Annotated in this window: 29 protein-coding genes; 11 read left to right on the top strand and 18 right to left on the bottom strand. The window is 61.0% G+C overall.

Translation table 11 applies throughout. The annotated features are described in order from the left end of the window. Positions 1 to 35: 35 nt before the first annotated feature. On the bottom strand, positions 36 to 671 hold the full coding sequence (locus A6U87_RS27020; protein ID WP_065694409.1) for a queuosine precursor transporter: 636 nt from the start codon (positions 669 to 671) through the stop codon (positions 36 to 38). Between the two features lie 114 nt (positions 672 to 785). After that, a complete protein-coding gene (gene rpmB, locus A6U87_RS27015) occupies positions 786 to 1,085 on the bottom strand; it encodes a 50S ribosomal protein L28 (RefSeq protein WP_065694408.1) in 300 nt (99 codons plus the stop codon). A gap of 239 nt (positions 1,086 to 1,324) precedes the next feature. Here rpmB and A6U87_RS27010 point away from each other — a divergent pair, with 239 nt between their 5' ends. Continuing rightward, positions 1,325 to 2,101: a DUF3108 domain-containing protein gene (locus tag A6U87_RS27010; RefSeq protein ID WP_065694407.1), complete on the top strand. Its 777-nt coding sequence runs from the start codon at positions 1,325 to 1,327 to the stop codon at positions 2,099 to 2,101. Positions 2,102 to 2,131: 30 nt separating this feature from the next. Next, positions 2,132 to 3,028, top strand: a complete 897-nt coding sequence (locus tag A6U87_RS27005; protein ID WP_065694406.1) for a DMT family transporter — start codon at positions 2,132 to 2,134, stop codon at positions 3,026 to 3,028. A gap of 3 nt (positions 3,029 to 3,031) precedes the next feature. Here A6U87_RS27005 and A6U87_RS27000 read toward each other — a convergent pair whose 3' ends face one another. After that, positions 3,032 to 3,448, bottom strand: coding sequence for a cupin domain-containing protein (locus A6U87_RS27000; RefSeq protein WP_065694405.1), 417 nt, complete (start codon positions 3,446 to 3,448; stop codon positions 3,032 to 3,034). After that, complete coding sequence (gloB, locus tag A6U87_RS26995; protein ID WP_065694404.1) at positions 3,448 to 4,218, bottom strand: hydroxyacylglutathione hydrolase; 771 nt, start codon at positions 4,216 to 4,218, stop codon at positions 3,448 to 3,450. The genes A6U87_RS27000 and gloB overlap by 1 nt, the downstream gene beginning before the upstream one ends. Before the next feature lie 53 nt (positions 4,219 to 4,271). On the opposite strand from gloB, the gene A6U87_RS26990 reads away from it, so the two are divergent. The 3 genes from A6U87_RS26990 (at position 4,272) to A6U87_RS26980 (ending at position 7,174) form a co-directional block, all read left to right on the top strand. Further along, positions 4,272 to 5,048: a class I SAM-dependent methyltransferase gene (locus tag A6U87_RS26990; protein WP_065694403.1), complete on the top strand. Its 777-nt coding sequence runs from the start codon at positions 4,272 to 4,274 to the stop codon at positions 5,046 to 5,048. A 90-nt stretch (positions 5,049 to 5,138) separates the two neighbouring features. Next, a complete protein-coding gene (gene hisC / locus A6U87_RS26985; RefSeq protein ID WP_065694593.1) occupies positions 5,139 to 6,248 on the top strand; it encodes a histidinol-phosphate transaminase in 1,110 nt (369 codons plus the stop codon). After that, the gene (locus A6U87_RS26980) at positions 6,245 to 7,174 is read left to right on the top strand and encodes a prephenate/arogenate dehydrogenase family protein (protein WP_065694402.1); all 930 of its coding nucleotides are present in this window, start codon (positions 6,245 to 6,247) and stop codon (positions 7,172 to 7,174) included. Before hisC ends, A6U87_RS26980 begins: the two co-directional genes overlap by 4 nt. A 3-nt stretch (positions 7,175 to 7,177) precedes the next feature. Here A6U87_RS26980 and A6U87_RS26975 read toward each other — a convergent pair whose 3' ends face one another. Further along, positions 7,178 to 8,179 (bottom strand): DUF2125 domain-containing protein, encoded by a 1,002-nt coding sequence (locus tag A6U87_RS26975; protein WP_065694401.1) that lies wholly within the window; start codon positions 8,177 to 8,179, stop codon positions 7,178 to 7,180. Between the two features lie 51 nt (positions 8,180 to 8,230). Between A6U87_RS26975 and A6U87_RS26970 the strand changes: the two genes are divergently transcribed. Next, a complete protein-coding gene (locus A6U87_RS26970; protein WP_065694400.1) occupies positions 8,231 to 8,761 on the top strand; it encodes a gamma-glutamylcyclotransferase in 531 nt (176 codons plus the stop codon). Between the two features lie 2 nt (positions 8,762 to 8,763). Here A6U87_RS26970 and A6U87_RS26965 read toward each other — a convergent pair whose 3' ends face one another. The 4 genes from A6U87_RS26965 to ftsE all read right to left on the bottom strand — a co-directional run bounded on the left by A6U87_RS26965 (position 8,764) and on the right by ftsE (position 12,089). Then, entirely contained in the window at positions 8,764 to 9,561 is a 798-nt protein-coding gene (locus tag A6U87_RS26965) for a 1-acyl-sn-glycerol-3-phosphate acyltransferase (protein ID WP_065694399.1), read from the bottom strand. A gap of 79 nt (positions 9,562 to 9,640) precedes the next feature. Continuing rightward, a complete protein-coding gene (locus A6U87_RS26960; RefSeq protein WP_244499578.1) occupies positions 9,641 to 10,342 on the bottom strand; it encodes a YdcF family protein in 702 nt (233 codons plus the stop codon). A gap of 84 nt (positions 10,343 to 10,426) precedes the next feature. Further along, complete coding sequence (locus tag A6U87_RS26955) at positions 10,427 to 11,437, bottom strand: ABC transporter permease (RefSeq protein WP_065694397.1); 1,011 nt, start codon at positions 11,435 to 11,437, stop codon at positions 10,427 to 10,429. Beyond that, positions 11,430 to 12,089: a cell division ATP-binding protein FtsE gene (ftsE, locus tag A6U87_RS26950; RefSeq protein ID WP_065694396.1), complete on the bottom strand. Its 660-nt coding sequence runs from the start codon at positions 12,087 to 12,089 to the stop codon at positions 11,430 to 11,432. Before ftsE ends, A6U87_RS26955 begins: the two co-directional genes overlap by 8 nt. A gap of 181 nt (positions 12,090 to 12,270) precedes the next feature. On the opposite strand from ftsE, the gene A6U87_RS26945 reads away from it, so the two are divergent. From A6U87_RS26945 to A6U87_RS26935, 3 genes are all read left to right on the top strand, one after another. Continuing rightward, entirely contained in the window at positions 12,271 to 12,927 is a 657-nt protein-coding gene (locus A6U87_RS26945) for a hypothetical protein (RefSeq protein ID WP_244499577.1), read from the top strand. Positions 12,928 to 12,989: 62 nt separating this feature from the next. Further along, positions 12,990 to 13,532, top strand: a complete 543-nt coding sequence (gene hpt, locus A6U87_RS26940; protein WP_065694395.1) for a hypoxanthine phosphoribosyltransferase — start codon at positions 12,990 to 12,992, stop codon at positions 13,530 to 13,532. Between the two features lie 118 nt (positions 13,533 to 13,650). Continuing rightward, positions 13,651 to 14,010, top strand: a complete 360-nt coding sequence (locus A6U87_RS26935) for a response regulator (RefSeq protein WP_007789408.1) — start codon at positions 13,651 to 13,653, stop codon at positions 14,008 to 14,010. A 35-nt stretch (positions 14,011 to 14,045) separates the two neighbouring features. Here A6U87_RS26935 and A6U87_RS26930 read toward each other — a convergent pair whose 3' ends face one another. The 6 genes from A6U87_RS26930 to argH form a co-directional block, all read right to left on the bottom strand. Next, complete coding sequence (locus tag A6U87_RS26930; RefSeq protein WP_065694394.1) at positions 14,046 to 14,498, bottom strand: hypothetical protein; 453 nt, start codon at positions 14,496 to 14,498, stop codon at positions 14,046 to 14,048. Positions 14,499 to 14,674: 176 nt separating this feature from the next. After that, complete coding sequence (locus A6U87_RS26925; protein ID WP_065694393.1) at positions 14,675 to 14,983, bottom strand: hypothetical protein; 309 nt, start codon at positions 14,981 to 14,983, stop codon at positions 14,675 to 14,677. A 126-nt stretch (positions 14,984 to 15,109) separates the two neighbouring features. Next, complete coding sequence (locus A6U87_RS26920) at positions 15,110 to 17,758, bottom strand: TIGR02302 family protein (RefSeq protein WP_065694392.1); 2,649 nt, start codon at positions 17,756 to 17,758, stop codon at positions 15,110 to 15,112. Between the two features lie 163 nt (positions 17,759 to 17,921). Then, positions 17,922 to 19,190 (bottom strand): diaminopimelate decarboxylase, encoded by a 1,269-nt coding sequence (gene lysA / locus A6U87_RS26915; protein WP_065694391.1) that lies wholly within the window; start codon positions 19,188 to 19,190, stop codon positions 17,922 to 17,924. A 12-nt stretch (positions 19,191 to 19,202) separates the two neighbouring features. Further along, complete coding sequence (locus A6U87_RS26910; protein ID WP_065694390.1) at positions 19,203 to 19,397, bottom strand: lipoprotein; 195 nt, start codon at positions 19,395 to 19,397, stop codon at positions 19,203 to 19,205. A gap of 79 nt (positions 19,398 to 19,476) precedes the next feature. Continuing rightward, positions 19,477 to 20,877, bottom strand: coding sequence for an argininosuccinate lyase (gene argH, locus A6U87_RS26905; protein WP_065694389.1), 1,401 nt, complete (start codon positions 20,875 to 20,877; stop codon positions 19,477 to 19,479). Between the two features lie 41 nt (positions 20,878 to 20,918). Here argH and A6U87_RS26900 point away from each other — a divergent pair, with 41 nt between their 5' ends. After that, complete coding sequence (locus A6U87_RS26900) at positions 20,919 to 21,581, top strand: TlpA disulfide reductase family protein (protein ID WP_065694388.1); 663 nt, start codon at positions 20,919 to 20,921, stop codon at positions 21,579 to 21,581. A gap of 10 nt (positions 21,582 to 21,591) precedes the next feature. On the opposite strand, the gene A6U87_RS26895 is transcribed toward A6U87_RS26900, so the two are convergent. Beyond that, a complete protein-coding gene (locus A6U87_RS26895; RefSeq protein WP_065694387.1) occupies positions 21,592 to 22,980 on the bottom strand; it encodes a tetratricopeptide repeat protein in 1,389 nt (462 codons plus the stop codon). Positions 22,981 to 23,070: 90 nt separating this feature from the next. On the opposite strand from A6U87_RS26895, the gene A6U87_RS26890 reads away from it, so the two are divergent. Further along, positions 23,071 to 23,346 carry a DUF4242 domain-containing protein gene (locus A6U87_RS26890; protein WP_065694591.1) on the top strand — a complete coding sequence of 92 codons (276 nt, stop codon included), beginning with the start codon at positions 23,071 to 23,073 and terminating at the stop codon, positions 23,344 to 23,346. A gap of 19 nt (positions 23,347 to 23,365) precedes the next feature. On the opposite strand, the gene A6U87_RS26885 is transcribed toward A6U87_RS26890, so the two are convergent. Then, on the bottom strand, positions 23,366 to 24,247 hold the full coding sequence (locus A6U87_RS26885) for a 3-hydroxybutyryl-CoA dehydrogenase (RefSeq protein ID WP_065694386.1): 882 nt from the start codon (positions 24,245 to 24,247) through the stop codon (positions 23,366 to 23,368). Positions 24,248 to 24,394: 147 nt separating this feature from the next. Next, a complete protein-coding gene (locus A6U87_RS26880; RefSeq protein ID WP_065694385.1) occupies positions 24,395 to 25,336 on the bottom strand; it encodes an electron transfer flavoprotein subunit alpha/FixB family protein in 942 nt (313 codons plus the stop codon). Positions 25,337 to 25,364: the final 28 nt, after the last annotated feature.

The raw sequence follows: 25,364 nt of genomic DNA, 5'->3' as shown, positions 1-25,364 counted from the left end.
GCTGTCTGTGATGGCGCCACAAGGGGCGCCATCGATCAGTTGGCGCGTACGGCCTGGTTCGGTCGCAACACGCTCATCAGGGCGCCGTAGGGCAGCAGCATCACCAATCCCACGATCAGCTTCACGGAGAAATCGCCGATTGCCCAGGAGATCCAGCGAGGCGCTTGCGCCGCAAAGACGCCGAGGACGGGAGCCGATTCCAGCGCGAATGGATCGTTCGGCCCAAAGAAGACGAAGAAGGCCGCGAACGCGAATGAGAAGAAGATCAGCGTGTCCAGCATCGAGCCGATGAGCGAGCCGACCAGGGGCGCGCGCCACCAGGCCTGACGGCGCAGGCGGTTGAACACAGCGATATCGAGCAGCTGGCCGGCAAGATAGGCCGAGCCGGAAGCGATGGCGATGCGTGGAACGGAGGTGAAGAAGGACAGCGCGACGCCGACCACGAAGCCCGCAAATACCACTTTGCGTGCGGCCTGCGGGCCGAACTGGCGGTTTGTGAGGTCGGTGATCAGGAAGGCGACCGGATAGGTGAAGGCACCCCAGGTCAGAAGGTCCGCCAGATTGATGCCGGCGAGTTCCGCGTTCAAGGGAAACTGGACGAGGAAGTTCGAGGCGACGACGACGAGAGTCATCAGGGCGACGTAGATAAGGGTATAGCGTGTCTTCAGCATTTTTTTATCCTGGGGTATGCCACCAGTTGGAGTGATCGGCAGGCAAGCAAAAGGCTTGTCCGGAGGTCATCCGTGCAAGCCTTTTAAGCCTTATAACAGAAGATCAGTCGTTGCTTAGGCAGCAACGGCAGCTTCAGCAGCCTTCTTGACGATCTGGCGGCGCAGCAGACGAGCGCGCATCGACAGTTCGTTTTCGCTTGCCTTGATGAGGAAAGCATCGAGGCCGCCACGATGCTCAACGGAACGAAGAGCAGCAGCCGAAACGCGAAGACGGTAACGCTGGCCGAGGGCGTCGGAGATCAGCGTAACCTGGCACAGGTTCGGGAGGAACCGGCGCTTGGTCTTGTTGTTGGCATGGCTGACATTGTTGCCAACGAGGACTGCCTTGCCGGTCAATTCGCACATGCGGGACATGGAACACCTATTCTTGTTTTTCTCGGCCATCAATTGCGTACCCGCGCAAAACCGGGCTTGCAATCCAACAGGCCATGATTGGAAAGTTGCGGTTCTATAGTCAGACAGGCCGCGCGCGTCAAGCCAAACCTTGGCGTTTCCCGCAATTCTGTCAAAAAGCTCGTGTTTGCTTCGGACTGCGACAAGCGTATAGACCGTGATTTGCGGCCTGACCAGCTCGCTGGAACAAGGTTTATTTCATGCTTCACTTGCGCAGACGCATTCTCATCTCGGCCATCGCCGCGCTTGCCGCCATCCCGGCCAGCGCGGGCGAGATCGTGCATCGCACCGAATACAAGGTTTCTCTTGGCATCCTGACGATCGCACGCGCTGCCTTCCTGACGAAGATCGAGGATGACAAGAGCTACAGGGTTTCCGGCGACATAAGCTCTGCCGGGCTTGCCGATCTGGTGACGGATATTTCCGCGAAGACCAGCGTCGATGGTACTTTGAGCGGCGATCGCCTGCAGGCGTCCCGCTATTACCTCTATTACAAGAGCGGCAAGCGGGCGCGAACCTACGAGGTGCGCTACAGCAACGGCAATATCACTTCGACGACGGTGAAGCCGCCGCGGCGGCAGCCCAAAAACTGGATCAACGTTTCGCCCAATGACATGCACTCGGTGCTCGACCCGATTTCAGGGCTGATCTTCCCCGGCGACACGAATGTCTGCGCGCAGAAGCTGCCGATCTATGACGGCGAGATGCGGATGGACCTCGTGCTCTCGCCCAAGGGATCGGAAGATTTCTCCACCGACGGCTTCAATGGCAAGGCGACCGTCTGCAACGTCCGCTTCGTACCGAGATCCGGCTACAAGAAGGGCCGTACCGACATCGAGTATCTGCGCAAGAGCAACCGCATGGAAATCTGGTTTGCCAAGGCTGATGCCGCGAATGTATATGCTCCAGTCTACGTCCGCATTCCCACGCAATACGGACCGGTTACAATCACGGCGGTGAAATACGGCGCAAGCTGACGGAGCAACGATCTCCGTAAAGGGGGACGAGTGAAGCTTCGGGCTACGTTGATCGGGTTCACGGCGATTATCATGTGGGCGTTCCTGGCGCTGTTTACGGCTGCCTCAGGTAAGATGCCGCCATTTCAGCTCTCCGCCATCTGCTTTGCCATCGGCAGCATTCCCGGTATTGTCGTGCTGATCGCCAACCCATCGCGCCTTGCTCTCCTCAAGCAGCCGGCCAAAGTCTGGATTGTCGGCATTGCCGGATTGTTCGGATATCACTTCCTCTATTTCACGGCGCTTCGCAACGCGCCGGCCGTGGAGGCAGGGTTGATCGCCTATCTGTGGCCGCTGCTGATCGTCGTCGGCTCGGCGCTGCTACCGGGCGAGCGGCTGCGCTGGTATCACATCGTCGGCGCACTTGCTGGGCTGAGCGGCACGTTCCTGATCGTCGGGCGAAATGGCATCAATTTTGATGGCGCCTATGCCGTCGGGTATGGGGCGGCGTTTCTGTGCGCCTTTACGTGGTCGGGATATTCGCTGCTGACGCGGCGGTTCGATGCCGTATCGACGGATGTCGTTACCGGTTTCTGCCTAGCCACATCCGTGTTGTCGCTGCTTTGCCACCTCGGCCTTGAAACGACGGTATGGCCCGCGACGACGTTTGAATGGATTGCCGTCATCGGTCTCGGCCTGTTTCCTGTCGGTGCCGCCTTCTACGCCTGGGACCATGGCGTCAAGAACGGCGATATCCAGATCCTGGGCGCGGCAAGCTATGCCGCGCCGCTGTTGTCGACGTTGATCCTGACGATCTTTGGCTTCGCGGAGCCCAGCTGGCGGATCGCTCTCGCCTGCCTTCTCGTCACCGGCGGTGCCGTGCTTGCCGCGCAGGAGATGTTTCGGCGAAAGGCTGCGACGGCTGAACGGCCTGCAGCCGCAGAATAGGCCTCAGGCAGGCTCCCAATCTGGCGGAGCCATTTCGAAGCTTGTGAATTCAAAGCCCGGCGAAACCGTGCATCCGACCAGCGTATAGTCGCCCAGCGTTTCCGCCGATTGCCACCAGTTGGCCGGGATGATCGCCTGCGGACGCTCTCCGTTTAGGATATCGGTTCCGAGCTTCAGCGTTTCGCGCGTGCCGCCGTCGGCTCGATGCAAGGCAAGCGGCGCGCCGGCATAGTGGTGCCACACCTCGGCTGCGTCATGGACCCGATGCCAGTGCGAGCGCTGCCCAGCTTTCAGCAGGTAGTAGATCGCGGTCGAATGCCCGCGCGCGCCGCCTTCGGTGTCGCGAAACGTCTGCACGTACCAGCCGCCTTCCGGGTGCGGCTGCATCGAAAGCTCGCGGATAATATCGTCTGGCGACATCAGAAATTGTCCTTGCGTTTGCGGATCTCGGCAAAGACCTCTTCGTTCGTCCGGCTCTCCATCAGCAGGTTGCGGCGGATGGCCGGGTCGGCGGCCCGCAGGAAGGGGTTTGTTTCCTTTTCCAGTGCGAGCGTGGTCGGGATCGTGAACTTGCCGTCGGCGCGCAATTGCTCGATCTCGGCGGCGCGGCTCTTCAGGCGCGCATTGTCAGGATCGATCGTCAACGCGAAGCGGGCGTTGGAGAGCGTGTATTCATGGCCGAAATAGATCGCGGTCTCATCCGGCAGAACAGCGAGTTTCTGCAGCGAATGCCACATGTCGGCGGCGGGACGCTCGAACAGGCGGCCGCAGCCCAGCGCAAACAGCGTATCGGCGGCAAAGAGGATCTTGTCGTCGACGAAGTGGTAACAGATGTGACCCGCCGTGTGGCCGGGTGTTTCGATCACGTCGATCGTATGGTCGCCGAACAGAAAAGTGTCGCCGTCGGCCATGGTCTTGTCGAGGCCGGGGATCGCGACCGCTTCGTTGATCGGGCCGACGATTTCGCAATTATATCGCTCCTTCAGCGCCAGGTTGCCCTCGACGTGATCGGTATGATGATGCGTGGTGAAAATATGGCTCACCGACCAGCCTCGGCGATCGGCTGCGGCGATCACCGCGTTCGCGTCCGGCGCGTCGATAGAGGCGGTCAATCCGGTTTCCGGATCATGTACAAGCACGCCGAAATTATCCGAACGGCAGAGAAAAACGTCTAATTCCAAAGGTTTCATAGTCTCAAATACCTCTTTATCGCGGACATACCCGGAATGTAGAGGGTCCGCCCTTGAAGTCCAACCGCCCGCTGATAACATTTGTTGCGATGCACGCCGATATTGTTGACCTACGCCAATTCTATCATTCCGACCTCGGCCGTATTGCCGAGCAGTCGATTGCCATGGCCTTGTCCTCGCTATGGGTGCGGCTGCCGCAGGAGCGGCTGGTGGGGCTCGGCTATGCCGTGCCGTTCCTCGATCGTTTTCGGGCGGATACCGAGCGCACCTTTGCCTTCATGCCGGCCGGGCAGGGAGCGGTGAACTGGCCGATGGGGTCGCTGTCGTCCACGGCGCTGATTTTCGACGAAGAGCTGCCTTTGCCAGACTCGTCGATCGACCGCGTACTGATGGTTCATTCGCTGGAATTCGCCGAAAGCCCGCGCGAGACATTGAAGGAACTCTGGCGCGTGCTGGCGCCGGGCGGGCGACTTGTCATCGTCGTGCCAAACCGCCGCGGTGTCTGGGCACGGATGGAATATACGCCGTTCGGCTCGGGGCGCCCCTATTCGCGCGGCCAGCTGACGCATCTCCTGCGCGAGACGAATTTCACGCCGGGTGCCACCGCCGAAGCGCTTCTGTTCCCGCCGTCCAAACTGCGGACGATGATGCGACTGCGCAGCGGGTTCGAGCGGATCGGGAGAACGCTGTGGCCGGCTTTCTCGGGGGTTATCATCGTCGAGGCCCAGAAGAGGCTCTATCAGGGGCTGCCGGTTGCGGCGCGCGCTTCGAGGCGTGTCTTCGTGCCGGTTCTTGCGCCTCACGGCGTTCCGACCACCCGCAGCAGGTAGGCCCGCGGCACTCGACAAGCTTGAGTTTCCGTTCTATTGCCTCTGGGCAATTTTCAGCCGGAATTCCCGGCCTTTTCCAAGGTTGAACCCATGAGCGTAGAGATGAGCAAGCCTGTTCCGCGTCCCGGTATTCTTGATATCGCAGCTTATGTACCGGGCAAGGAACATGCGCCGGGCGTCGCCCGCGTCTATAAGCTCTCCTCCAACGAAACGCCGCTCGGCGCGAGCCCGAAGGCGATCGAGGCGTTCCGTGCCGCAGCCGACAGCCTCGAGCGCTATCCTGATGGTCAGGCGATTGAACTGCGTGAGGCGATCGCCGGCGTTCATGGTCTTAACCCGGCTAATATCATGTGCGGCAACGGCTCGGACGAGTTGCTCGGCCTGCTCTGCCACGTCTATCTGGGCGCCGGCGACGAGGCGATCATTACCGAGCACGGGTTTCTCGTCTACAAGATCCAGATCATGGGCGCGGGCGCGACGCCGGTTACTGTCAAGGAAAAGGACGCGACAGTCGATGTCGACGCGATCCTGGCTGCCGTGACGCCGAAGACCAAGATGGTGTTTATCGCCAATCCAGGCAATCCGACAGGGACCTACGTGCCGGTCAGCGAGATTCGTCGCCTGCAGGCCGAGCTGCCGAAGAGCGTCGTGCTGGTTCTCGACGCGGCCTATGCCGAGTATGTTCGCCGCAACGATTACGAGGCCGGCATCGAGATCGTCTCGTCCAATCCCAACGTCGTGATGACCCGCACCTTCTCCAAGGCCTATGGACTTGCGGCGCTTCGCGTCGGCTGGATGTATGCGCCCGCCGAGATCATCGATGCGCTCAACCGCGTGCGCGGACCATTCAACATGAACTCGGCCGCGATTTCCGCGGGGGCCGCCGCTATCCGCGACCAGGCCTTCGTGCAGGAAGCCGTTGCGTTCAACCAGATGTGGATCGAGAAGCTGACGGGGGCGTTCGAGGCAATCGGCCTCAAGATCACGCCATCGGTCACCAATTTCGTGCTCATCCATTTCCCCGACGTTGACGGCAAGCGCGCTGCGGAGGCCGATGAATTCCTCACGAGTCGCGGCTATATCCTGCGCGCCGTCAGGGGCTACGGCTTTGCCAATTCGCTGCGTATGAGTGTGGGTCCGGAAGAGGCGAACCGCGGGGTCATCGAGGCGCTCGGCGAGTTTATGGGACGCAAGGCATGACGGCTCAGTTTGATCGCATTGCGCTGATCGGGATCGGTCTGATCGGTTCGTCGCTTGCTCACGACATCAAGCGGCTCGGCCTCGCAAAGGAAGTGGTCATTGCCACGCGGAGCGCGGATACGCTGAAGCGGGCGGAAGAGCTGCAGCTCGGCGATCGCTATACGACGTCGTCTGCCGAGGCAGTCAAGGACGCGGATCTGATCATCGTGTCGGTGCCCGTCGGGGCGTCCGAAAGCGTTGCAAAGGAAATCGCGAGCAGCCTGAAGCCGGGCGCAATCGTGACCGATGTCGGTTCGACGAAAGCCTCCGTCATCGCGCAGATGGCGCCGCATATGCCCGAGAATGTCCATTTCATTCCCGGCCATCCGCTGGCCGGGACGGAAAAGTCAGGACCGGACGCCGGCTTTCCCGGCTTGTTCGAAGGTCGCTGGTGTATCTTCACGCCGCTTGCCGGAACCGACGAAACGGCCCTGAAGACGCTGCGCCATTTCTGGGAGACGCTTGGTTCCAAGGTGGACGAGATGGACCCGGAGCACCATGACAAGGTGCTGGCGATCGTTTCTCACCTGCCGCATCTCATCGCCTATAACATCGTCGGCACGGCGGACGATCTGGAGACGGTGACGGAATCAGAAGTGATCAAGTATTCCGCTTCGGGCTTTCGCGACTTCACGCGTCTTGCGGCATCGGATCCGACCATGTGGCGCGACGTCTGCCTGCACAACAAGGATGCGATCCTTGAGATGCTGGCGCGGTTTTCCGAGGATCTGGCCTACCTGCAGCGTGCGATCCGCTGGAGTGAGGGCGACAAGATCTTCGATCTCTTTACCCGCACCCGCGCCGTACGTCGTTCGATCATCCAGGCTGGCCAGGATGTCGATGCGCCGGACTTCGGACGTCCGCACCCGCTCGACAAGAAACCCTGATCTTCAGATCGGCGGGATCGCACCGAGCGGGATGAAACCGCTCACGGTGGCGTTGCCACGTGCGACGACGAGGTCGACGGAAACCTTGTCGCCGCCGCCTGCCAGGGCCTTCAGCAGCTTGGCTGCGGTATCGACGGTCTTGGCAAAGTCCGGGAAGGTCTTCTTGACGCTGTCGCGCCAGGGGCCAAGGCGCTCGATCTCCAGCTTGAACTTGCCCGAGAGATAGCCGTTCTCGTCGAAGGAGAAGGGTCCGCTCAGTGTCATGACCTTGCCGTCGCCGATGTCGGCCACGGCCTTGCGCAATTCACCGCTTGCGCCGCGAAGGCCCTGCCGGTCACTGCCGTCGATCATGCCCGCCTTGTCGACCAGCGTAACGTCGGCGCTCGCCGAGAGCTGGGGAAAGACCTGCGGCCAGTCCTTGATTTCAGTCTTGGAATCCGTCACCGAAATGGCGGCGTCGAGATCAGCGCCGTTCTGGCGGAGGTGAATTTCCGTGTGCGCGGCATTGAAGTTGATCGTCTGGCCGGTTTCGGAGGAGATGGCCGTGGCCTTCAGGCCCTCTATGACGGTGGAGGAGCGGTCAATGCCCTTGAACTTCGTGACTAGGCTCGACTGCAAGCTTTCCCATTGCGCGTTGACGGACAGGCCATGAGTGTTGCGGATTTCCGCCGGCGAATCGAGCTCCCAGACGATATGGCCAGGCGCATAGACCTGGGCTGCCGAGCGGAGCGCGCCGAAGCTTGCCGAAACGCCGTTGACGTTGTCGTCAACATCGACCTTCGAGCAGAACATGCCAATACGGAAGGGGAAGCCTCGGAAATCGATGTCCGCGCATTCGCCGGTCACGCCGGCGGCATCGCGGGGCGCTATCGCTTTCAGGACGGTGTTCTTGAGCTCCGAGGCAGCGTAGAACCAGCCACCGGCGTAGATGGCGATCACCAGGACGATGCCGCCACCCAGCAACCAGAATTTCCTGCCGCTGCGGGTTTGGCTTGACGCTGACATGATGTTCTCCAATGGTGAATCGCGAATGGGAATCTCGGTCTGGCGTGCGATATGGACGAATTTTGGGTGTTTGGCTACGGATCGCTCATGTGGAATCCGGGCTTCGAGTTTGTTGAGCGGTCTCAAGCGCTTGTTTACGGCTACCGCCGGTCGCTTTGCGTCCGCTCCTGGGTGCATCGGGGAACGCAGCAAAATCCCGGCCTAGTGCTGGGGCTCGACCGGGGCGGTTCATGCCGCGGCATGGCGTTCCGCATCGGCGGCGATCAGTGGGACGATGTCATCGAGTATCTGCGCGCGCGCGAGCTCGTGACCAACGTTTATCTCGAACGCAACGTGACGCTTCAGCTTGAGGGTGGGCGTAGCGTCAAGGCTGTCGCCTACATCGTCGATCGCAAGCACGTGCAGTATGGCGGTGCGCTTGATGCGCATGCCGCTGCGCGGATCGTTCACGAGGCTCAGGGCCAGTCAGGTCCAAACGATGCCTATGTGTTCAACACACTGGCGCATCTCGAGGAAATGGGCATTCGGGACCACTGGCTGGAGCAGGTGGTCGGCGAAGTCGAGCGGTTGCGGGCGGCCTGATCTCAGGCCGTTGCGGCGCTGGCCTTGCGTAGTTCCGCCAGCCGTTCCACGGCTGTGGGCGGCAGCGGCAGCTCGGGATTGCGCTCGGCGGCGTCAATCAGCAGTTCGTCGCTTGCTCGTTCCGTCACATCGATCAGATGGGCGAAGAATTCGTCAGGATCCATGCCCGGATGGATCGGCGGCAAGATCCTGACCTTGAAGTGGCCGGGATAGCGCATGGTGCTCCGGCGCGGCCAGAACAGGCCAGGCTGCATGGCTACGGGCACGACCGGCAGCTGGAGGTCGCGATACATGCGGGCGATGCCGTATTTGTAGACCGGTTCGGCGCCCGGCGGGCGGCGCGTGCCTTCAGGATAGATGATCAGCTGGCGACCGGTCGCGAGCTCTTCCTTCGTCCGCTTCATGGCCTCGACCATCACCTTGCCGCGCGCGCCGCGGTTGATCGGGATCATGCGCTGCTTCTTCGCGTACCAGCCGAACAGCGGGATCCACATCAGCTCGCGCTTGAGGATATAGACCGGGTCCTTCAGCCAGGGCAGCAGCGCGTAGGTGTCCCAGAAGGACTGATGCTTCGGGGCGAGGATGTAGCCGCCTTCGGGCAGGTTCTCCATGCCCTCGATCTCGAAGGTGGTCCCGACGATCTTTTCCATCAGCCAGTGGTTCGATAGCGCCCAGTTCTTGGGGATCTGATAGGCAGCCTTGCGGGGTGCCAGGAAATAATAGGGCGATAGCACGATCATCCGGATGATGAGATTGGCGTAGAAGATCGTGTTGAAGAGAACGGAACGCAGGGCGATCATGAAATTTCCCGAGGCCAGTGTCCGCACGGATGGCGGTTGCGCCCTCCTACACGAATTTGGCCGTCATAAAAAGCGGTGATCAGCTTTGTCCGGCAGGAGTGGCCGAGCGCAGGCCCGGATGGCGGCCGAGGCCGGTCAGATTTCGTGCGCCCGCCAGAAGCACCTTGCCGTATTCCGCGAGCATCACCCGCATGGCATTGGGGTCGGTGAACCAGTTGCTGGTCTTCAGGTCGGTGTTGACGACCGGGTAGGGGATGAACTGCGTCTCGGGATCGACATAGGCAAGTTCGGCCAAGCTACGCGGCATGTGGTAGTTGTTGGTGACGACGAGAACGCTCTTGTAGCCTTTCGCGTGGATCCAGTTCGATGCTTCCTCGGCATTGCCGATGGTGTCGAGTGCGTCATAGCCAATGTCAACGCAGCAGGAGAAAAGCTCCGGCGTCGCCTGGGTCATCTTGCGGATCTGCGCGCTCGTCGTCGTGGGATGAACACCTGAGATGAGAAGGCGCTTTCCGGCGCCTTTCTGAAGCAGTTCCACGGCCTGGTCGATGCGCTGGTAGCCGCCCGTCAGAACGACGATTGCATCGGCACGCGGTTCCACAGGCGGTTTCAAGGTCGTGACCGAGTCGGCGAAGCGCAGGAATCCGCCGAAAATGATGGCGGCAATGATGACGACCGCGAAGCCGCCCCAGCGCAATGTCCGGCGCACTGGACCGCGGCGCGCAGGTTCGCTGCCGAAGCGATTAAGCTCCGTTTTGGGGCGAATCATATTGCGCGACATGCGGATCATGCTCATGAATCAAAAAATATACCCAGATTGAGGCAGCGAACAGACGCTTTCATGGCAAAATGAGCATCGGAAGTTTCAATTGGTCAGCCCGTCGGCGCGCGTCGGATCGGAGCGCAACGTGTCGATTTCGTAGATCGTCTGCATGACGGTCAGCCGGGCGGTGACGGTGGTGAGAAGGGCGATAACGATCATCGTGGCGAATATGCCGGCATAGCCCAGTGCGCCGACCGAGAAGGTGCCGAAGAGAGCTGTCGCCTGATCCGTCTGCGGTGTCGCAAGCGTCCGGCTCTGCAGGAACCCGGCGCTGAGGAAGAACAGTGCAGCAAGCGCACTGCCGACGGCCGATCCCTTGAGGCTGATCTTGAGAAAATGCTTCTGGAATTCGGTGGCTACGAACGAGCTTTCGGCGCCGACGAAATGCAGGACCTCGACGATGTGCCGATTGCCCGACAGCGCCCCGCGTGTGGCGAAAACGACCGTCAGGACCATGGCGGAGAAGACGAGCAAGAGGATGCCGGTGCCGATCAATACAGTCGTGTGAGCCATCGAAACGAGGCGATCGACCCAGGTGCGGTGGTCGTCGAGAGACGATTGCGGGATGCTTTCCTTTAGCAGCGAGCGCATCGCCTCGAAATCCGGCGGATTGCTTTCGTCGATGGTGACGATGACGAGGCGGGGAACCGGAAGTTCCTTGATATCAAGGCCGGCGCCGAGCCATGGCTCGAGCAGGCGCGCCGTCGCGGCTTCATCGACGATCTGGCCATCCTTGGTGCCGACGAAGGTGAGCGCGATCTCGCGCGCCTGGGCCAGCGCCTTGTCCATATCCAGCCCGTCATCCGGCTTGATCTGTATGGTGATCTCACGAGAGATCTGGCTTTCCCAGCTGGCAGCGGTCGAGCGCACCATGCTGACGCCGCCAAGGGTCAGGCAGGCCAGGAAGGCCATGATGGCGATCACCACCATCAGCGCATTGCCCTGGATGTTGGCCGACGGAAGAATTGCCGCCGTCGGGCGCACCTTCAGCTCGGGCCGTTTCCGGTCTTGTCCTGCAGCCTGTGCGGATGGGCGGGGTGTGGGCTCAGTCATGGATATCGAGATGCCCTTCCGACAGGATCATTCGGCGGGCTTCCACTTGGTCCATCAACGTCAGATCGTGGGTGGCGATCACGACGGCGGTACCGAGGCGGTTCAATTCGAGGAAAAGATTGAGCAGGCGGCGTGCCATCGGCGGATCGACGTTGGCGGTGGGCTCGTCCGCGAGCAGGATCTCCGGGCGGTCGATCAGTGCGCGGGCGATGGCGGCGCGTTGTTTTTCACCGCCCGACAGGACGGGCGGCAGCACGTTGATCCGTTCGCCAAGGCCGACCCATTTCAACAGTTCGAGCACATCCGTCTTGTAGGAGCTCTCATCCTTGCCGCGCACCCGCAACGGCAGGGCCACGTTCTCATAGGTGGTCAGGTGGTCCAGGAGACGGAACTCCTGGAAGATGATGCCGACGCGGCGGCGCAGCAGTGGTAATTCCGGCCGCGGGATATCCGAAATGTCACGTCCGAACATGCGGATCAGGCCGCGTGTCGGTTGCAGCGACAGAAATAGAAGCCGGAGCAACGTCGTCTTGCCGGCGCCGGAGGGGCCGGTCAGGAACTGGAAGGATTTCTTCGGGATGTCGAAGGTCAGATCCCGGAGAATTTCCGGTCCCATTCCATAGCGCAAACCGACGTTCTCGAAGTGGATCAACGGGCAGCTCAGTCTTTTGTTGTGTCACCGCAGGACTTGTTAACCAACTCCGTTAACAAGCGGTAAATTTCGCTGAAAAGGCGCCGCTTTGATGGCGATCTTTGCGAAGCATTAACCAATAAAATTTACGACTGAGCAGGATTCGTTTCAATGCCGGATTTCCCGTCCGGCCCGAAACCATGTGGACACCGGAAAGGCCGTCATCATGATATCCTCGTCGTTCAAACGCCAGCCATCGAGCCGGGTCTACGATTTCCTGCCGCCGGAGCCAACGAAACGCGAAGTGCGTCAAAGTCATTCCGTCGATGTCGCCGATGCCGAATTCGTGGTGATTGGAGCAGGTCGGCCGCAGGAATCTCGCGCCCGCGGAACCAATGACAACCGGCAACGCAGCACACCCCGCCTCGGTCTCGGGTCGTCGATCTTGCGCGTCGGCGAGTCCTGGTTGCAGCAGGCATCCGCAAAGAGCTTTGCAGGGCTTGTACTTGCACTGTCGGTTCTTGCCTTCAGCCTTTCAGGAGGGTTCTCCAGCCTCTCCCAGCCGGATGTCGCGATTGCCGGGACGCCGCTGCATTTCACGCACGTCACTGCCACTCAGCGCGATGCCAACGGGATGCGCGTGCTTCTGATCAACGGCATCATCGACAATGCGAGCGGTACCACCCAAATCGTGCGGCCGATCCGCGCCGACCTCGTCTCGGACGATCAGTTGACCGCGAGTGTCATCATCAACCCGCCGATTGATGTCATCTACGGAGGGCAGAGCCGCGGTTTTTCCACGAGAGTGCAGTATGCCGGTGGAAAAATGCCGGAAGTCCGCCTCTCCTTCATGCCGTAAGGGGTGTTTCGCCGCGCTGTTTGTGGTAACGGCTTGTGCTTGTTTTCATGGAGCAAGCGTTAATGCCCGTCGTGCGCGGAAAGAACATCGAACCCCTCTTCACTGCCGAGCAGATTGCCGAGCGCAATCACGCGATTGCAAAGCAGATCGCGCAGGGACCCACCAAGGATCTCCTGGTCATCGCGGTTCTCAAGGGCTCCTTCATTTTCGCGGCAGATCTGATCCGTGCCTTGCACGACAGCGGTCTGGCGCCTGAAGTCGAGTTCATCACCCTTTCCAGCTATGGCACAGGCACGGTTTCCCAAGGCGTGCGGATCGTCAAGGACATCGACAGCGATGTGAAGGACCGCGACGTTCTCTTGATCGACGACATTCTCGAATCCGGCCGTACGCTGCTGTTTGCCAAGGAACTGCTGTATGAGCGTGGCGCCCGCAACGTCACGATCGCCGTCCTGCTCGACAAGAGCGTGAAGCGCAAGGAAAAGCTGGAGGCCGACTATGTCGGTTTCGAGTGCCCGGACTATTTCGTGGTCGGCTACGGCATGGACGTCGCCTACGCGTTCCGCGAGCTTCCCTTTGTCGGCGTCGTCACCGGCGACGCCTGAATGTGCCGGAACAAGACGGGTTGTTAACCATCCCGTCCATCGCTTGCCGCCGTTTACCGATCGCAAAGGAAAGTCGTGTGATTTCCGTTGCAGGGCATGAAACGGAGCAGTGCACACCATGGCAAAAATTCTGATTACGGAAGACGAGGATTCCCTGCGTTCTTTCGTAGCCCGCGCTTTGCGTCTTGACGGTCATGAGACCGAAGAAGCCGCTGACGGTGCGGAGGGACTGGAAAAGCTGAGAGACGGCGTCTACGACCTTCTGCTTTCCGACATCCGGATGCCCGTCATGGACGGCATTGAGCTTGCACACCAGGCCAAGTCGGCTTTCCCAGCCCTGAAGATCCTGCTGATGACCGGCTATGCCGAACAGCGCGAGCGGGCGGATGATCTTGCTGAAAAGATCGTTGATGTCGTGTCGAAGCCTTTTGCCTTGCCGGATATCCGCAAGGCCGTGGCGCGCGCCTTGGCCGCCTGACCACCGAAAACTGACAGAATTTGCCCCGCCGGCCCTCAGGGCTGGTCGGGGATGAACTTTCCTTCGTAGCGCACCCGGAAATTCCTGCGCTGGAAGTCCTGCTGAAAGCAGACGAAGATCAGTTCGATGTCCGAGGCGCTATCATGCTTGGATAGCAAGCTGAGCGTCACGACAACCACGCTGGTATAGCCTCGCGTCAGTTTGAACGCCGCATTGCGGATCTCGTTCGCGGTGGCATCCTGCCGGTCATCCCGCCGCTCATAGATGATCCAGAAGCGGCTGATGTCCCATGTCGCGCGGAGGATTTCTGTGATCTCTGCCTGGAACTGTTCAGGATGCGCGCCCGGTGCCCAGGTCAGCGTCTGCTCTCCCTCGTCGGCCACAACGTTCATATAGCCGTCGTAGTCGTTGCCGTGGCCCGCAAGGGCATTTCCGATCAATTCGAATGCCGCGTTTTCACCGATTGTCGTCTTGAAGAGAATTGGCATCGAGTCGCTATCACTAGTCGCTTGTTTCGGAAACCTTGCGAAGCTTGGGGTGTGGAGGCAGAGTGTCTCTCAATCGATCCTTGGCGCTATATGCGCTTGCAAGCTTTGTCAATGCGGCGGACCCGAGAGCCACCGCCTTCCGGGAAGAAAGCGGTGGCGCGCGATTTATCCTGCAGTCACTGGTAGTCCGGGCAGGCCATGTTCTGGCTGGCGCCACTGTTGCCGCCCTGCGTGCGCAGGGAGCCCGGTCTCGGTGGTGGCGGGCAATCAGCCGGACGTCTCATTTCGCCGCCGGAGATACTTCCCGTCGTCAGGTAGTCGGGCGCGGCCGCTTGGGGTCGGCTCGATGAGTAGTTTTCAGCGGCGATATTTCTGCCGCCGCTATGAGTAGTTCCAAATCCGGTGATGTCCATTGCATCCGCTGTGCTCAAGGCGATGCCAAGGCCGAGAGCGGCGGTTGCGATCAGCTTCCATTCCGTCTTCATGGGAATACCCTCTACGCTTGTCGAGCGGCGCGTTTCTTCGCGCCGTAGCAGAGATAGGTACCACGCGGCCTTCGGTTGTGGATTTTCACGCGGTTGTGATGGCGTGGCCGACCGAAACTGAGATGCCTACTGAATATCGAGCAGGCGCTCGAGATAGCGGCGTTCCATCTCCTGCGGCGGATTGTTGCCGAGCTTATCGCGGATCGCGTCCAGGATCTCGCGGGCGCGCTGGACATCGATCTCGTCGGGCACCTTGACCTGGTCGCCGAAATCAGGACCGTCGGCCCTGCGCGGCCGTCCGAGCGGATCGCGACCGTTCTGGTCTCCCCGACCAACCTGACCCTGCGGCCCCTGACCCTGGTTCTGGCCCTGCTGTGCCTGCATCATCTGGCTCATCATGTCGCGTGCGCCTTGACGGAGGGCTTCAAGAGCGCGTCCCTGCCCCTGGATGGCAGGTTCGCCGTGGCCCTGGCCAAGCTCGCGTCCAGCACCTTCCATCTCGCGCTGCGCCTGCCCAAAGCCGGAGCCGGGCTTCATGCCCATGTCGCCGAGGCCCTTTTGCAGTTCGCCGAGCTGCTTGCCGAGTTGATCCTGACGTGACTGCAGCTGCTTGAGCGCGTCGCGCAACTGCTCCTCCGTCATCTGATCGGAGGGGGACTGGCCTTTTTGGTTCTGCTGGCCCTGCTGCTGGTCCTCCGGCAGGCCGTCATTGTCCATCGGCATGTCGTTGAGGAGCGGATCGTTCATTCCCATATCCGGATCGCCGCGCTGCATGCGATCCTTCAATTGCTGGTCCAGCTTGAAGGTTTCTTCCATCAGCTTCTGCTGGTCGCGCAGGATCTGGCCAAGCTTGTCCATCTGCTGGCGCATCTCGCTGTTGTCGCGCCCTTGCTGCTGTCCCTGCTGCGGCCTGCCGGCCTGGAGGTTGTTCATCATCCGCTGCAGCTCCGACAGCATCTGCTGTGCTGCGTCGCGGTTGCCGGAACGCGCCAGATTCTCGATCTGGTCCATCATCCGTTCGAGGTCCTGCTGGCGAAGAATGTTCTGGGCGCTCTGGTTGGGCTGCGTCGGCGCATTCTGCATGCGCTGGGCGAGCTCCTTCATGTAGTCCTGCATCGCCTTGCGCAGCTCGTCCATGAGCTTCTTGATCTCGGCGTCCGGCGCATTGCGCTGCAGTGCATCGGCCAAATTCTGCTGGGCGTTGCGCAGGTTGCGTTCTGCCTGGGAGAGGTCTCCGTCTTCCATGCCGATGGCGATGTCCCAGAGGTAGGCGGCGGTGTCCTTCAGCGCTTCCTCGCCCTTTGCCAGCTTCATGCGCGTCAGCGCGGATTGCAGCAGCAGGTAATTGGTCAGCTTCGGAATGGTTTCTTCAGGACGGATCGTCAGCGCCTCGTTGAGCGCGATTGCCTCCGGCATCTTGCGGGTATCGAGGGCAAACACCTGGCGCTCTTCGGCGACGGCTGCGGCAAGCGGTTCGTTGAAGGGCCGCATCGGCAGCGTCATTTCGTATGGCGGGCTGCGTCCTGTCTGCCCGGCGGCATCCTTGGCAATCAAGGTAATACTCACCCGCTTGCCGGCGAGGGGGTGCTCGGTCAGGTTCTTGCTCGTCACGCCCTTGGCGTCGCGCGAATTGCGCCGCGGAACGTCGAGGCGATAGTCCGGAAGCGGGTACAGAGGGGTTGCCGCCCGATCGGATTCAACCGGCAGGATCTGGGCATGGGCTTCCTGAACGCCGTAGTCATCCTTGACGGTAAAGCCGATTTCCAGCGCGCCGTTGACGGTCTGCTTCGGCATTCCGTTGAACGCGATCTCGGGTGCCTTGTCGGGGATGACGTCGAAGGTCCAGCTGCGGCCATTGACGAGCAGCGATCCGTTTTCCTCGATCTTCATCAGATGCGTGCTGGCAAAGGTCGGCGCCGGCGCACCCTCGGGCTTTGCCTCATTCGGCGTTGCTTGCGGCCTGGCGTCGCCTTCGGCTGCGATCTCCATCGTGCGCCCGTCTTCCCGCTGGAAGACGACCTTCTCGTCGGCCTTGCCACCGCTGATGCGGACGGTGAGATTCGAGAGCTGCGGGATGCTGATTGCAGCTTGTTCGGTTCCTGTGGTCGTCAGGTAAATTGGTGCGCGGCCGGTATAGGCCGGTGGCGTGATCCAGGCGTCGATACGGACGGCAGGATCGGTCGCCGGCGCCTCGGGGCGCGGCAGAAATGCATCCGCGATCGACCCGCCGCTGCTGGAGAGCGAGTAGGCGAACGCAACGGACAAGAGGAGCACGGGCACGGCGCGCAATGCCCAGCGGTCGTGGGCAGCAATGTCCGGCTGCGGAAAACCGGCGTCGAGCGTGGCAATCTTTTCCGCCATGCGCGTCTGGTGCTCGCGCCACAGAGCGCGCGCGAAGGGGGTGTCGAAGGCAGGCTCATCTTCCTGAACGGTGACCGGCTGGTGGTGCAAGCCATTCCGCACTTCTAGCAGACGGTCGGCACTTGCCGCAGTCGGCCAATGCAGCTTGCGCAACGGGAAGAGTGCAACGAGGCATGCAAGGGCGAAAATACCGACCAGCGTCAGGCGCGCCCAATCGGGCGTCAGGCGAAAGATGCCGAACCAGGACGCCGCCAGATACAGGGCGGCGACCGACAAGAGCGGCAGCACGGCAGGCAGGATCTGTTCCGAGAGCAGGACAAGACGCGCCAGAAAACGCTTTGCGGCAACCAGCCGCGCCAACGACGGCCTTAGGGCAAATGCACCAGTCTTGTCCCTGCTGGAGCTCTTCTTCAATCCGGTCTCCGCGATCTGGCGTTTACGGGGCAGAGGGCGCTTCCGGCGATTGCGGGGCAATTCGCTCTCGGGAAAAGGATAGCATTCTTTGTGGCGAAGGCGAGGGCGTGCCGCCTGTTATGGCTGTTTTTCACGCCGCATTCGCCAAAAAGTGATGATCGTCTTAGTCGAGCCAGGCGGGCACGGAATCGAGAGCGATGAGTTCCTCGTAGTTCCTGCGCGGGCGAATCACGTGGAATTCGCTGCCCCTGACCAGCACTTCCGGCACCAGCAAACGGCTGTTGTAAGTGCCGGCCTGTACCGCGCCATAGGCACCGGCGGAGCTTACGGCGAAGAGATCACCCGACTTCGGCATTGCCATTTCGCGGTCGAGCGCCAGGTAATCGCCGGTCTCGCAGACAGGGCCGACGACATCGGCCTTGATGCGCGGCGCATTGGCGGCGGAGATCACGACGGGGCGGATCTCGTGATAGGCTTCGTAGAGCGTCGGGCGGATAAGGTCGTTCATGGCGCCGTCGACGATAACGAAGGTCTTTTCGCCGCCGTCCTTCACGTAAAGCACTTCGGTCACCAGGATACCGGCATTGCCGACGATCAGGCGGCCGGGCTCCATGACGATCTTGCAGTTCAGCTCGCGCAGCTGGTTCTTGACGATCGCTGCATAGGCGTCGGGCAGCGGCGGCGGGTTGTTGTCGTCCTTGTAGGGAATGCCGAGGCCGCCGCCGATATCGACATGGTGGATGTCGTGGCCATCGGCGCGCAGCGTGCTGACCAGCTCGCGCAGCAGCTTGAAGGCGTCGTCGAAGGGTTGCAGCTCGGTAATCTGGCTGCCGATATGCATGTCGATGCCGGTGGCTTCGATGCCCTCAAGGCTCGCTGCGCGTGCGTAGACAGCGCGGGCGCGTTCCCAGGAAATACCGAACTTGTTTTCCTTCTTGCCGGTCGAGATCTTGGCGTGCGTGCGGGCATCGACATCGGGATTGATGCGGAAGGAAACCGGTGCCTTCTTGCCTGCCTTGATGGCGCGCTGATTGAGGATCTCGAGCTCCGGCTCGGATTCGACGTTGAAGCAGTAGATGCCGGCTTCGAGCGCATAGTCCATCTCATGCGGCGTCTTGCCGACGCCGGAGAACATGATGCGGTTGGCCGGGATGCCGGCGGCCAGTGCGCGGCGAAGCTCGCCTTCGGAGACCACGTCGATGCCTGCGCCAAGGTTGCCCAGCGTCTTCAGTACGGCCTGGTTCGAATTCGCCTTCATGGCATAGCAGACCATGGAGTCCACATCGCTGAAGGCTTGCGAGAAGACCTTGTAATGACGCTCAAGCGTCGCAGTGGAATAGACGTAGAAAGGTGTGCCGACAGCCTTGGCGATCTCGGGAACGGGAACGTTCTCGGCGTAGAGGATGCCGTCGCGATACTCGAAATGGTTCACTGGAGTAGCCTGTTACAGAAGCGGATCGAGGATGAAGGGCCGATCTACGGTGCCGGGCTGTTTCGTCGGTTTCGACGAATCGCCACCCTTCGTTGCCTGTGCGCTTGGCGGATCGAGATCCCCCTTGCGGCCGCATCCGGCAACGGCAAGGCCGATCACGGCGAAAACAACCGTCAGGCGGATGAACTGCGGCAAGCTGGTCTGCATGGAATTCCTCTTGGGAAGCGGCACGGGTGGACACCTTCATAGCGAAGTTTATCCACCTTGTGCACCCTGATTGTTGAGGTCAGTTGCGAGCGCGCCAGTAGGCGATCTGCTTGCGCACTTCCGAAGGTGCCGTGCCGCCGAAGCTCTTGCGGCTGGCAACCGACGCCTCGACCGTCAGGACGTCGTAGACCTTGTCCGTGATCGCAGCGTTGATTGCCTGCAGATCGGCAAGCGGCAGCTCGGCAAGATCGCAACCCTTGCTCTCGGCCAGCGCCACGGCGCGACCGGTCACATGGTGGGCGTCGCGGAAGGGAAGGCCTGCTTCACGCACGAGCCAGTCGGCGAGGTCGGTCGCGGTCGAATAGCCGGAGCCGGCGGCGGCCTTCATCCGGGCGGTATTGATCGTCAGGTCGCGGACCATGCCGGTCATGGCTGCTATCGCCAGTTCCAGGCTTTCGGCGGCGTCGAAGACCTGTTCCTTGTCTTCCTGCATGTCCTTGGAATAGGCGAGCGGCAGGCCCTTCATGATCGTCAGCAGCGCGATCAGTGAGCCGTTGATGCGGCCGGTCTTGGCGCGCACCAACTCGGCGGCATCCGGGTTTTTCTTCTGCGGCATGATCGAGGAGCCGGTCGAGAAGGCATCCGACAGGCGCACGAAGCCGAACTGCGGCGTCGACCAGATGACGATCTCCTCGGCAAGACGCGACAGGTGCATCGAGCAGATCGCGGCGAGCGCCAGGAATTCGATCGCGAAATCGCGGTCCGAGACGGTGTCGATCGAATTGCGGGTCGGCTCGCGGAAGCCGAGGGCCTTGGCCGTCATGTGGCGGTCGATCGGATAGCCGGTGCCGGCGAGCGCTGCCGAGCCGATCGGGCTCTCGTCCAGATGCTCGATGGCGTGGCGCACGCGCGAGCGGTCGCGGCCGAACATCTCGACATAGGCCATGCAGTGATGGCCGAAGGTGACGGGCTGGGCGGTCTGCAGGTGCGTGAAGCCCGGCATGACGGTCTCGGCATGCTCTTCGGCACGGTCGAGGAAGGCGGCGATCAGATCCGTCAGCATCCGTTCCGTCTTCTGCAGCTCTTCCTTGACCCAAAGGCGGAAATCGAGCGCCACCTGGTCGTTGCGCGAGCGGGCAGTGTGCAGACGACCGGCGGCCGGGCCGATCAGCGTTGCGAGACGGGCTTCGACATTCATGTGAATGTCTTCGAGCTTGCGCGAGAATTCGAAATTGCCGCTCTCGATTTCTGACAGGATCGTGTTTAGCCCTTGAACGATCTTGTCTTTATCCTCGGCCGAAATGATGCCTTGGTGGGCAAGCATGGTGGCATGGGCAATCGAGCCGCGGATGTCCTGGGCAAACAGCTTCTTGTCGAAACCGATCGAGGCATTTATCTCCTCCATGATCGCATCGGGACCGGAGGCGAAACGGCCGCCCCACATCTGGTTGGAGGATTTGGTGTCCGTGCTGTCGGCCATGAAGATGCCTGCCTTGAAGAACGCGTGTCTCGGAGAATGAAATGACGACAAGAACGCCCCTGCGCCTGCCATCCCTGAAGCTGATCGGGATCGCGGCCGTCGCAGGTATTATTGCCGGTGCGGCAGCGGTTTACATCAGGGAAGCCGGGTCTGGCAATGGCGGGACGCAAACAGCGTCGGGCGAATGCGCGGCGACGAAGGAAATCGCAACCCGGATTGCGCCGCTACTCAAGGGGCAGGTGGCCGCCATGGTTGCTCCCGACCAGCACAGGAAGCTTACGACAATTGCCTTCAAGGGCGCCGACGGCAAGCCGATGACGCTCGACAACTTCGCCGGAAAGACCGTGCTCTTCAATCTCTGGGCGACATGGTGCGTGCCGTGCCGCGAGGAGATGCCGGCGCTGAATGCACTCGAGAAGGAGTTGGGCAGCGACAAATTCCAGGTCGTGCCTGTCAACATCGATACCGGCGACGACGAGAAGCCGAAGGGCTTTCTCAGCGAAATCGGCGTCGACGCGCTGCAGCTCTATCGCGACAACACGATCGAAGTCTTCAACAGCCTGAAAAAGGAAGGGTTGGCGTTTGGCCTTCCTGTGACGCTGCTGATTGATGGCAAGGGTTGCCTGATCTCCGCGATGAACGGGCCCGCGGCCTGGGACAGCGAAGATGCGAAGGCGCTGATCAAGGGCGCTGTCGGGATATAAGGCCTAGGCTTCACCCGGCGGCGGTCAATTCCCTGGCTCGACGAAAATACTGCTCCGCAGAGTGATCGTCACCTCGCGCTTGCGCCAGCAGAGCCAGATTGTAGTTCGTCTCCGGGTCAGACGGTCGTAGCCGAAGGGCGGTCAGGTAGTGTTCTTCGGCGGTTGCCAGCTCGCCGCTCTCATGCAGAAGTACCGCTAGGTTGTTATGGGCTTCGGCGTATCCGGGCTGGGCTCTGATCGCGGCCCGATAGTGCTCCTCGGCTCTCGGCCGATCAAGGCGCTCGAGCAGCATGGCGTAGTTGTAGTGGGCTTCCGCATAGTCTGGACGCTGCTGCAGTGCCTGAGAGTAGTGAGACTCGGCGGTGGTGAGATCTCCGCGCTTTTCCAGAAAGATCGCATAATTGTTGTGGGCTTCGGCGAAGCCGGGCCGTAGTCGTAGCGCTTCCCGATAGTGGTGCTTCGCCTCAGCCCAGTCTCCCCTCGTATCGAGGAAGCCTGCATATCTCAGGCGTGCATCCACATTGTCCGGGCGCAGTCGGATGGCTTCGCTGTAGTGAGCCGCCGCGCCCGACTTGTCCTCCAGCCGTTCAAGAAGAATGGCGTAGTTGTAGTGGGCCTCCGGATATTGCGGCCACAGGCGAAGTGCCTCCTGGTAATGCTGGGCTGCGGCTGCCGTATCGCCGGCAGCTTTGAGGAGGATTCCCAGATTGTTGTGCGCTTCAGGGTAATTGGAGCGTAGCCGGATTGCGTGCTGGTAGCATTCCAGTTCCTCGTTGAATTTGATGCATTGCCCGCCCTCAAGGCCCACGCCTCTGAGAAACCAGTCCTCAGCGGTCATTTTCTCCTCTGGCCTCGCCGCAAGTGCCGCCCGGTCGACCGAGGATAGGCGGTAGAGCGGCCGCCGCGGCAGAAAGTCGCCTTTCAGTTCGTGGTCTCCGGCATCGCTGAAGTCGTAGATCGGTAGGTCGATCAGTTCGAGAATCGTTTGCGTCACGAACAGCGTGTCAGGGTCGGCTGTGGATTCCACACGCTTGGCAATATTGATCGCCCGGCCGATCCAGGCGTCTTCGTCTGCCATGCGCGAACACTCGCCGAAATGACAACCCACCCTGATGGGCAGATCCTGTCCAATTTTCTCTCCCACAAGCGACCGGCGGCGTTGTTTCCAATAGGCAATCAGCTTCAGCGCAAAATGCACGGCAGCATCGGCGGACTCGAACAGGTAAAGGTGCCCGTCGCCTGTAAAATTCTCGTGCCGTCGCCCGTATTGGCTGGCCAGAGACTGCGAGAGATAACGATGTTCGGCCATGATGTTTGCAACGGTGTCTCGCGACACCCTGTTCCAAACCACGGACTGCCGAACCAAATCGGTGAATATGGCAGCGAAATAGATATTCATTCCGTTTACCACCGGAGAACGCTATCTTGTGACGGGCCTGTCTGGGTCGATCAGAACTGCTGAATTCGCTGGATGCAAGAGGAAGTCATCATGCCACAGTATATGGTTGAAAGACACTTGCCGGGAATTACCCCTGAACAACTTGCCGCGGCCGCGGGTCGCGCAAAAACCGTCACGACCGAGATGACACAACAAGGCAAGCCTGTGCGCTATCTGCGCTCCACGTTCGTGCCGTCGGAAGACAAGTCCTTCTGTCTTTTCGATGCGCCGTCGGCGGAGCGCGTGAAGGAGGCCAACGAGCTGGCGCAGCTTCCGTTGCTGCGCATCACCGAAGTCCAGCATATCGCCGCAGACGATCTGGGCTGAGAGAGCGGGAGAACGCGCCTCAGCGCGTCGGTACCGGCACTTCGCCGCGATAGTCGTAGAAGCCGCGGCCGGACTTGCGGCCGAGCCAGCCGGCTTCGACGTATTTCACCAGCAGCGGGCACGGTCGGTATTTGCTGTCCGCCAGGCCGTCATGCAGCACCTGCATGATCGACAGGCAGGTGTCGAGGCCGATGAAGTCGGCAAGCTGGAGCGGGCCCATCGGGTGATTGGCGCCTAGTTTCATGGCGGTGTCGATCGCATCGACGGTGCCGACGCCTTCATAGAGCGTGTAAATCGCCTCGTTGATCATCGGCAGCAGGATGCGGTTGACGATGAAGGCAGGGAAGTCTTCGGCGACCGTTACCGTCTTCTCCAAAGAGGCAACGAACGCCTTGGCGCTGCTGAAGGTGCCTTCTTCGGTGGCGATGCCGCGCACGAGTTCGACGAGCTTCATCACCGGCACGGGATTCATGAAGTGAATGCCCATGAACCGCTCGGGGCGATCGGTGGCCGATGCCAGGCGGGTGATGGAGAGCGACGACGTATTCGTCGCGAGAATGGCTTCCGGCTTCAGGATCGGGCAGACCTGCGCGTAGATCTTGCGCTTGACGCTCTCATCTTCCGTTGCCGCTTCAATGACCAGATCGGAGGCAGCGAGATCGTTGATATCGGATGAGCCGGAAATCAGGGCGAGTGTGGCCGAGCGCTCCTCGTCCGTCATCTTGCCGCTGGTGACGTGGCGTGCGAGATTGCCGTTGATCGTGGCAAGGCCGTGCTCGATGCGTTCCTGGGAGAGGTCGTAGATGTGGACCTTGTAGCCTGCGTCCGCCGAAACTTGCGCGATGCCGCAACCCATCTGGCCTGCGCCGATAATACCGATCGTTTTCAACACCGAACTCATCTCCAAACCCCCGATCGGCGGTCGCCCCCGCGCTGCCGCATTATTCTAACAAAACTGCCGGGCAAAACATCGCCCGGCAGCAGTAGTAGACCCTAAAAGGATAATTTTCCAGTCATTCGCAAGTGCGAAAAACAAGGTTCGTCGCGATCATAGCGCCTTCTGCAATTCCGGCAGGACGTCGAAGAGATCGGCGACGAGGCCATAGTCGGCAACCTGGAAGATCGGCGCCTCGTCGTCCTTGTTGATGGCGACGATGACCTTCGAATCCTTCATGCCGGCAAGGTGCTGGATCGCACCCGAGATGCCGCAGGCGATGTAGAGGTCGGGGGCAACCACCTTGCCGGTCTGCCCGACCTGCCAGTCGTTCGGGGCATAGCCGGCATCGACGGCGGCGCGGCTTGCACCGACGGCGGCACCGAGCTTGTCGGCCACCGGCAGGATGACCTCCTGGAACTTCTCGGCAGAGCCGAGGGCACGACCACCTGAGATGATGATCTTGGCAGAGGTCAGTTCCGGACGGTCGGAGGCCGATAGCGCATCCTTGATGAAGGTCGAGAGACCGGGATCGGAAACAGCCGGGATCGCCTCGACGGAAGCCGAGCCACCTTCTGTGGCTGCGGCAAACGAAGCCGTGCGCACGGTGATGACCTTCTTCGCGTCAGTCGACTGCACCGTCTGGATGGCATTGCCGGCATAGATCGGGCGCTTGAAGGTATCTGCGGAGACCACCTCGATGATCTCCGAGATCTGCGCGACGTCGAGGAGCGCTGCCACGCGCGGCAGCACGTTCTTGCCGGTCGAGGTGGCGGCGGCGATGATCGTGTCATAGCCGGCTGCCAGTGAGACGATCAGATCGGCCAGCGGCTCGGCCAGATTGTTGGCAAGCTCGTCGCTTTCGGCGAGCAGTACCTTGGAGACACCCGAGAGCTTGGCGGCGGCATCGGCGGCAGCCTTGGCACCCTTGCCGGCGACGAGAACGGTGACATCGCTTCCCTTTTCCTTGGCGATCTTGGAAGCGGCCGTCAGCGTCTTGGCGGTCTGGTCGGAAAGGCTGGCATTGTCGTGGTCAGCCAGAAGAAGAATGGCCATGGTGATGTTTCCTTTCGAACCTTAGAGG

It is taken from the genome of Rhizobium sp. AC44/96 (assembly GCF_001692185.1).
In the GTDB taxonomy this organism is placed as follows: domain Bacteria; phylum Pseudomonadota; class Alphaproteobacteria; order Rhizobiales; family Rhizobiaceae; genus Rhizobium.
Note: the sequence above shows the minus strand (reverse complement) of the source record. Positions and strands in the feature narration are given on the sequence as shown.

What these genes read in the sequence shown, in the direction of transcription:
- A6U87_RS27020 (WP_065694409.1), bottom strand. Translation starts at nt 671, where the DNA reads ATGCTGAAGACACGCTATACCCTTATCTACGTCGCCCTGATGACTCTC.
- rpmB (WP_065694408.1), bottom strand. Translation starts at nt 1,085, where the DNA reads ATGTCCCGCATGTGCGAATTGACCGGCAAGGCAGTCCTCGTTGGCAAC.
- A6U87_RS27010 (WP_065694407.1), top strand. Translation starts at nt 1,325, where the DNA reads ATGCTTCACTTGCGCAGACGCATTCTCATCTCGGCCATCGCCGCGCTT.
- A6U87_RS27000 (WP_065694405.1), bottom strand. Translation starts at nt 3,448, where the DNA reads ATGTCGCCAGACGATATTATCCGCGAGCTTTCGATGCAGCCGCACCCG.
- gloB (WP_065694404.1), bottom strand. Translation starts at nt 4,218, where the DNA reads ATGAAACCTTTGGAATTAGACGTTTTTCTCTGCCGTTCGGATAATTTC.
- hisC (WP_065694593.1), top strand. Translation starts at nt 5,139, where the DNA reads ATGAGCGTAGAGATGAGCAAGCCTGTTCCGCGTCCCGGTATTCTTGAT.
- A6U87_RS26980 (WP_065694402.1), top strand. Translation starts at nt 6,245, where the DNA reads ATGACGGCTCAGTTTGATCGCATTGCGCTGATCGGGATCGGTCTGATC.
- A6U87_RS26975 (WP_065694401.1), bottom strand. Translation starts at nt 8,179, where the DNA reads ATGTCAGCGTCAAGCCAAACCCGCAGCGGCAGGAAATTCTGGTTGCTG.
- A6U87_RS26970 (WP_065694400.1), top strand. Translation starts at nt 8,231, where the DNA reads ATGGACGAATTTTGGGTGTTTGGCTACGGATCGCTCATGTGGAATCCG.
- A6U87_RS26965 (WP_065694399.1), bottom strand. Translation starts at nt 9,561, where the DNA reads ATGATCGCCCTGCGTTCCGTTCTCTTCAACACGATCTTCTACGCCAAT.
- A6U87_RS26960 (WP_244499578.1), bottom strand. Translation starts at nt 10,342, where the DNA reads ATGTCGCGCAATATGATTCGCCCCAAAACGGAGCTTAATCGCTTCGGC.
- A6U87_RS26955 (WP_065694397.1), bottom strand. Translation starts at nt 11,437, where the DNA reads ATGACTGAGCCCACACCCCGCCCATCCGCACAGGCTGCAGGACAAGAC.
- hpt (WP_065694395.1), top strand. Translation starts at nt 12,990, where the DNA reads ATGCCCGTCGTGCGCGGAAAGAACATCGAACCCCTCTTCACTGCCGAG.
- A6U87_RS26935 (WP_007789408.1), top strand. Translation starts at nt 13,651, where the DNA reads ATGGCAAAAATTCTGATTACGGAAGACGAGGATTCCCTGCGTTCTTTC.
- A6U87_RS26930 (WP_065694394.1), bottom strand. Translation starts at nt 14,498, where the DNA reads ATGCCAATTCTCTTCAAGACGACAATCGGTGAAAACGCGGCATTCGAA.
- A6U87_RS26925 (WP_065694393.1), bottom strand. Translation starts at nt 14,983, where the DNA reads ATGAAGACGGAATGGAAGCTGATCGCAACCGCCGCTCTCGGCCTTGGC.
- A6U87_RS26910 (WP_065694390.1), bottom strand. Translation starts at nt 19,397, where the DNA reads ATGCAGACCAGCTTGCCGCAGTTCATCCGCCTGACGGTTGTTTTCGCC.
- argH (WP_065694389.1), bottom strand. Translation starts at nt 20,877, where the DNA reads ATGGCCGACAGCACGGACACCAAATCCTCCAACCAGATGTGGGGCGGC.
- A6U87_RS26900 (WP_065694388.1), top strand. Translation starts at nt 20,919, where the DNA reads ATGACGACAAGAACGCCCCTGCGCCTGCCATCCCTGAAGCTGATCGGG.
- A6U87_RS26895 (WP_065694387.1), bottom strand. Translation starts at nt 22,980, where the DNA reads ATGAATATCTATTTCGCTGCCATATTCACCGATTTGGTTCGGCAGTCC.
- A6U87_RS26890 (WP_065694591.1), top strand. Translation starts at nt 23,071, where the DNA reads ATGCCACAGTATATGGTTGAAAGACACTTGCCGGGAATTACCCCTGAA.
- A6U87_RS26885 (WP_065694386.1), bottom strand. Translation starts at nt 24,247, where the DNA reads ATGAGTTCGGTGTTGAAAACGATCGGTATTATCGGCGCAGGCCAGATG.
- A6U87_RS26880 (WP_065694385.1), bottom strand. Translation starts at nt 25,336, where the DNA reads ATGGCCATTCTTCTTCTGGCTGACCACGACAATGCCAGCCTTTCCGAC.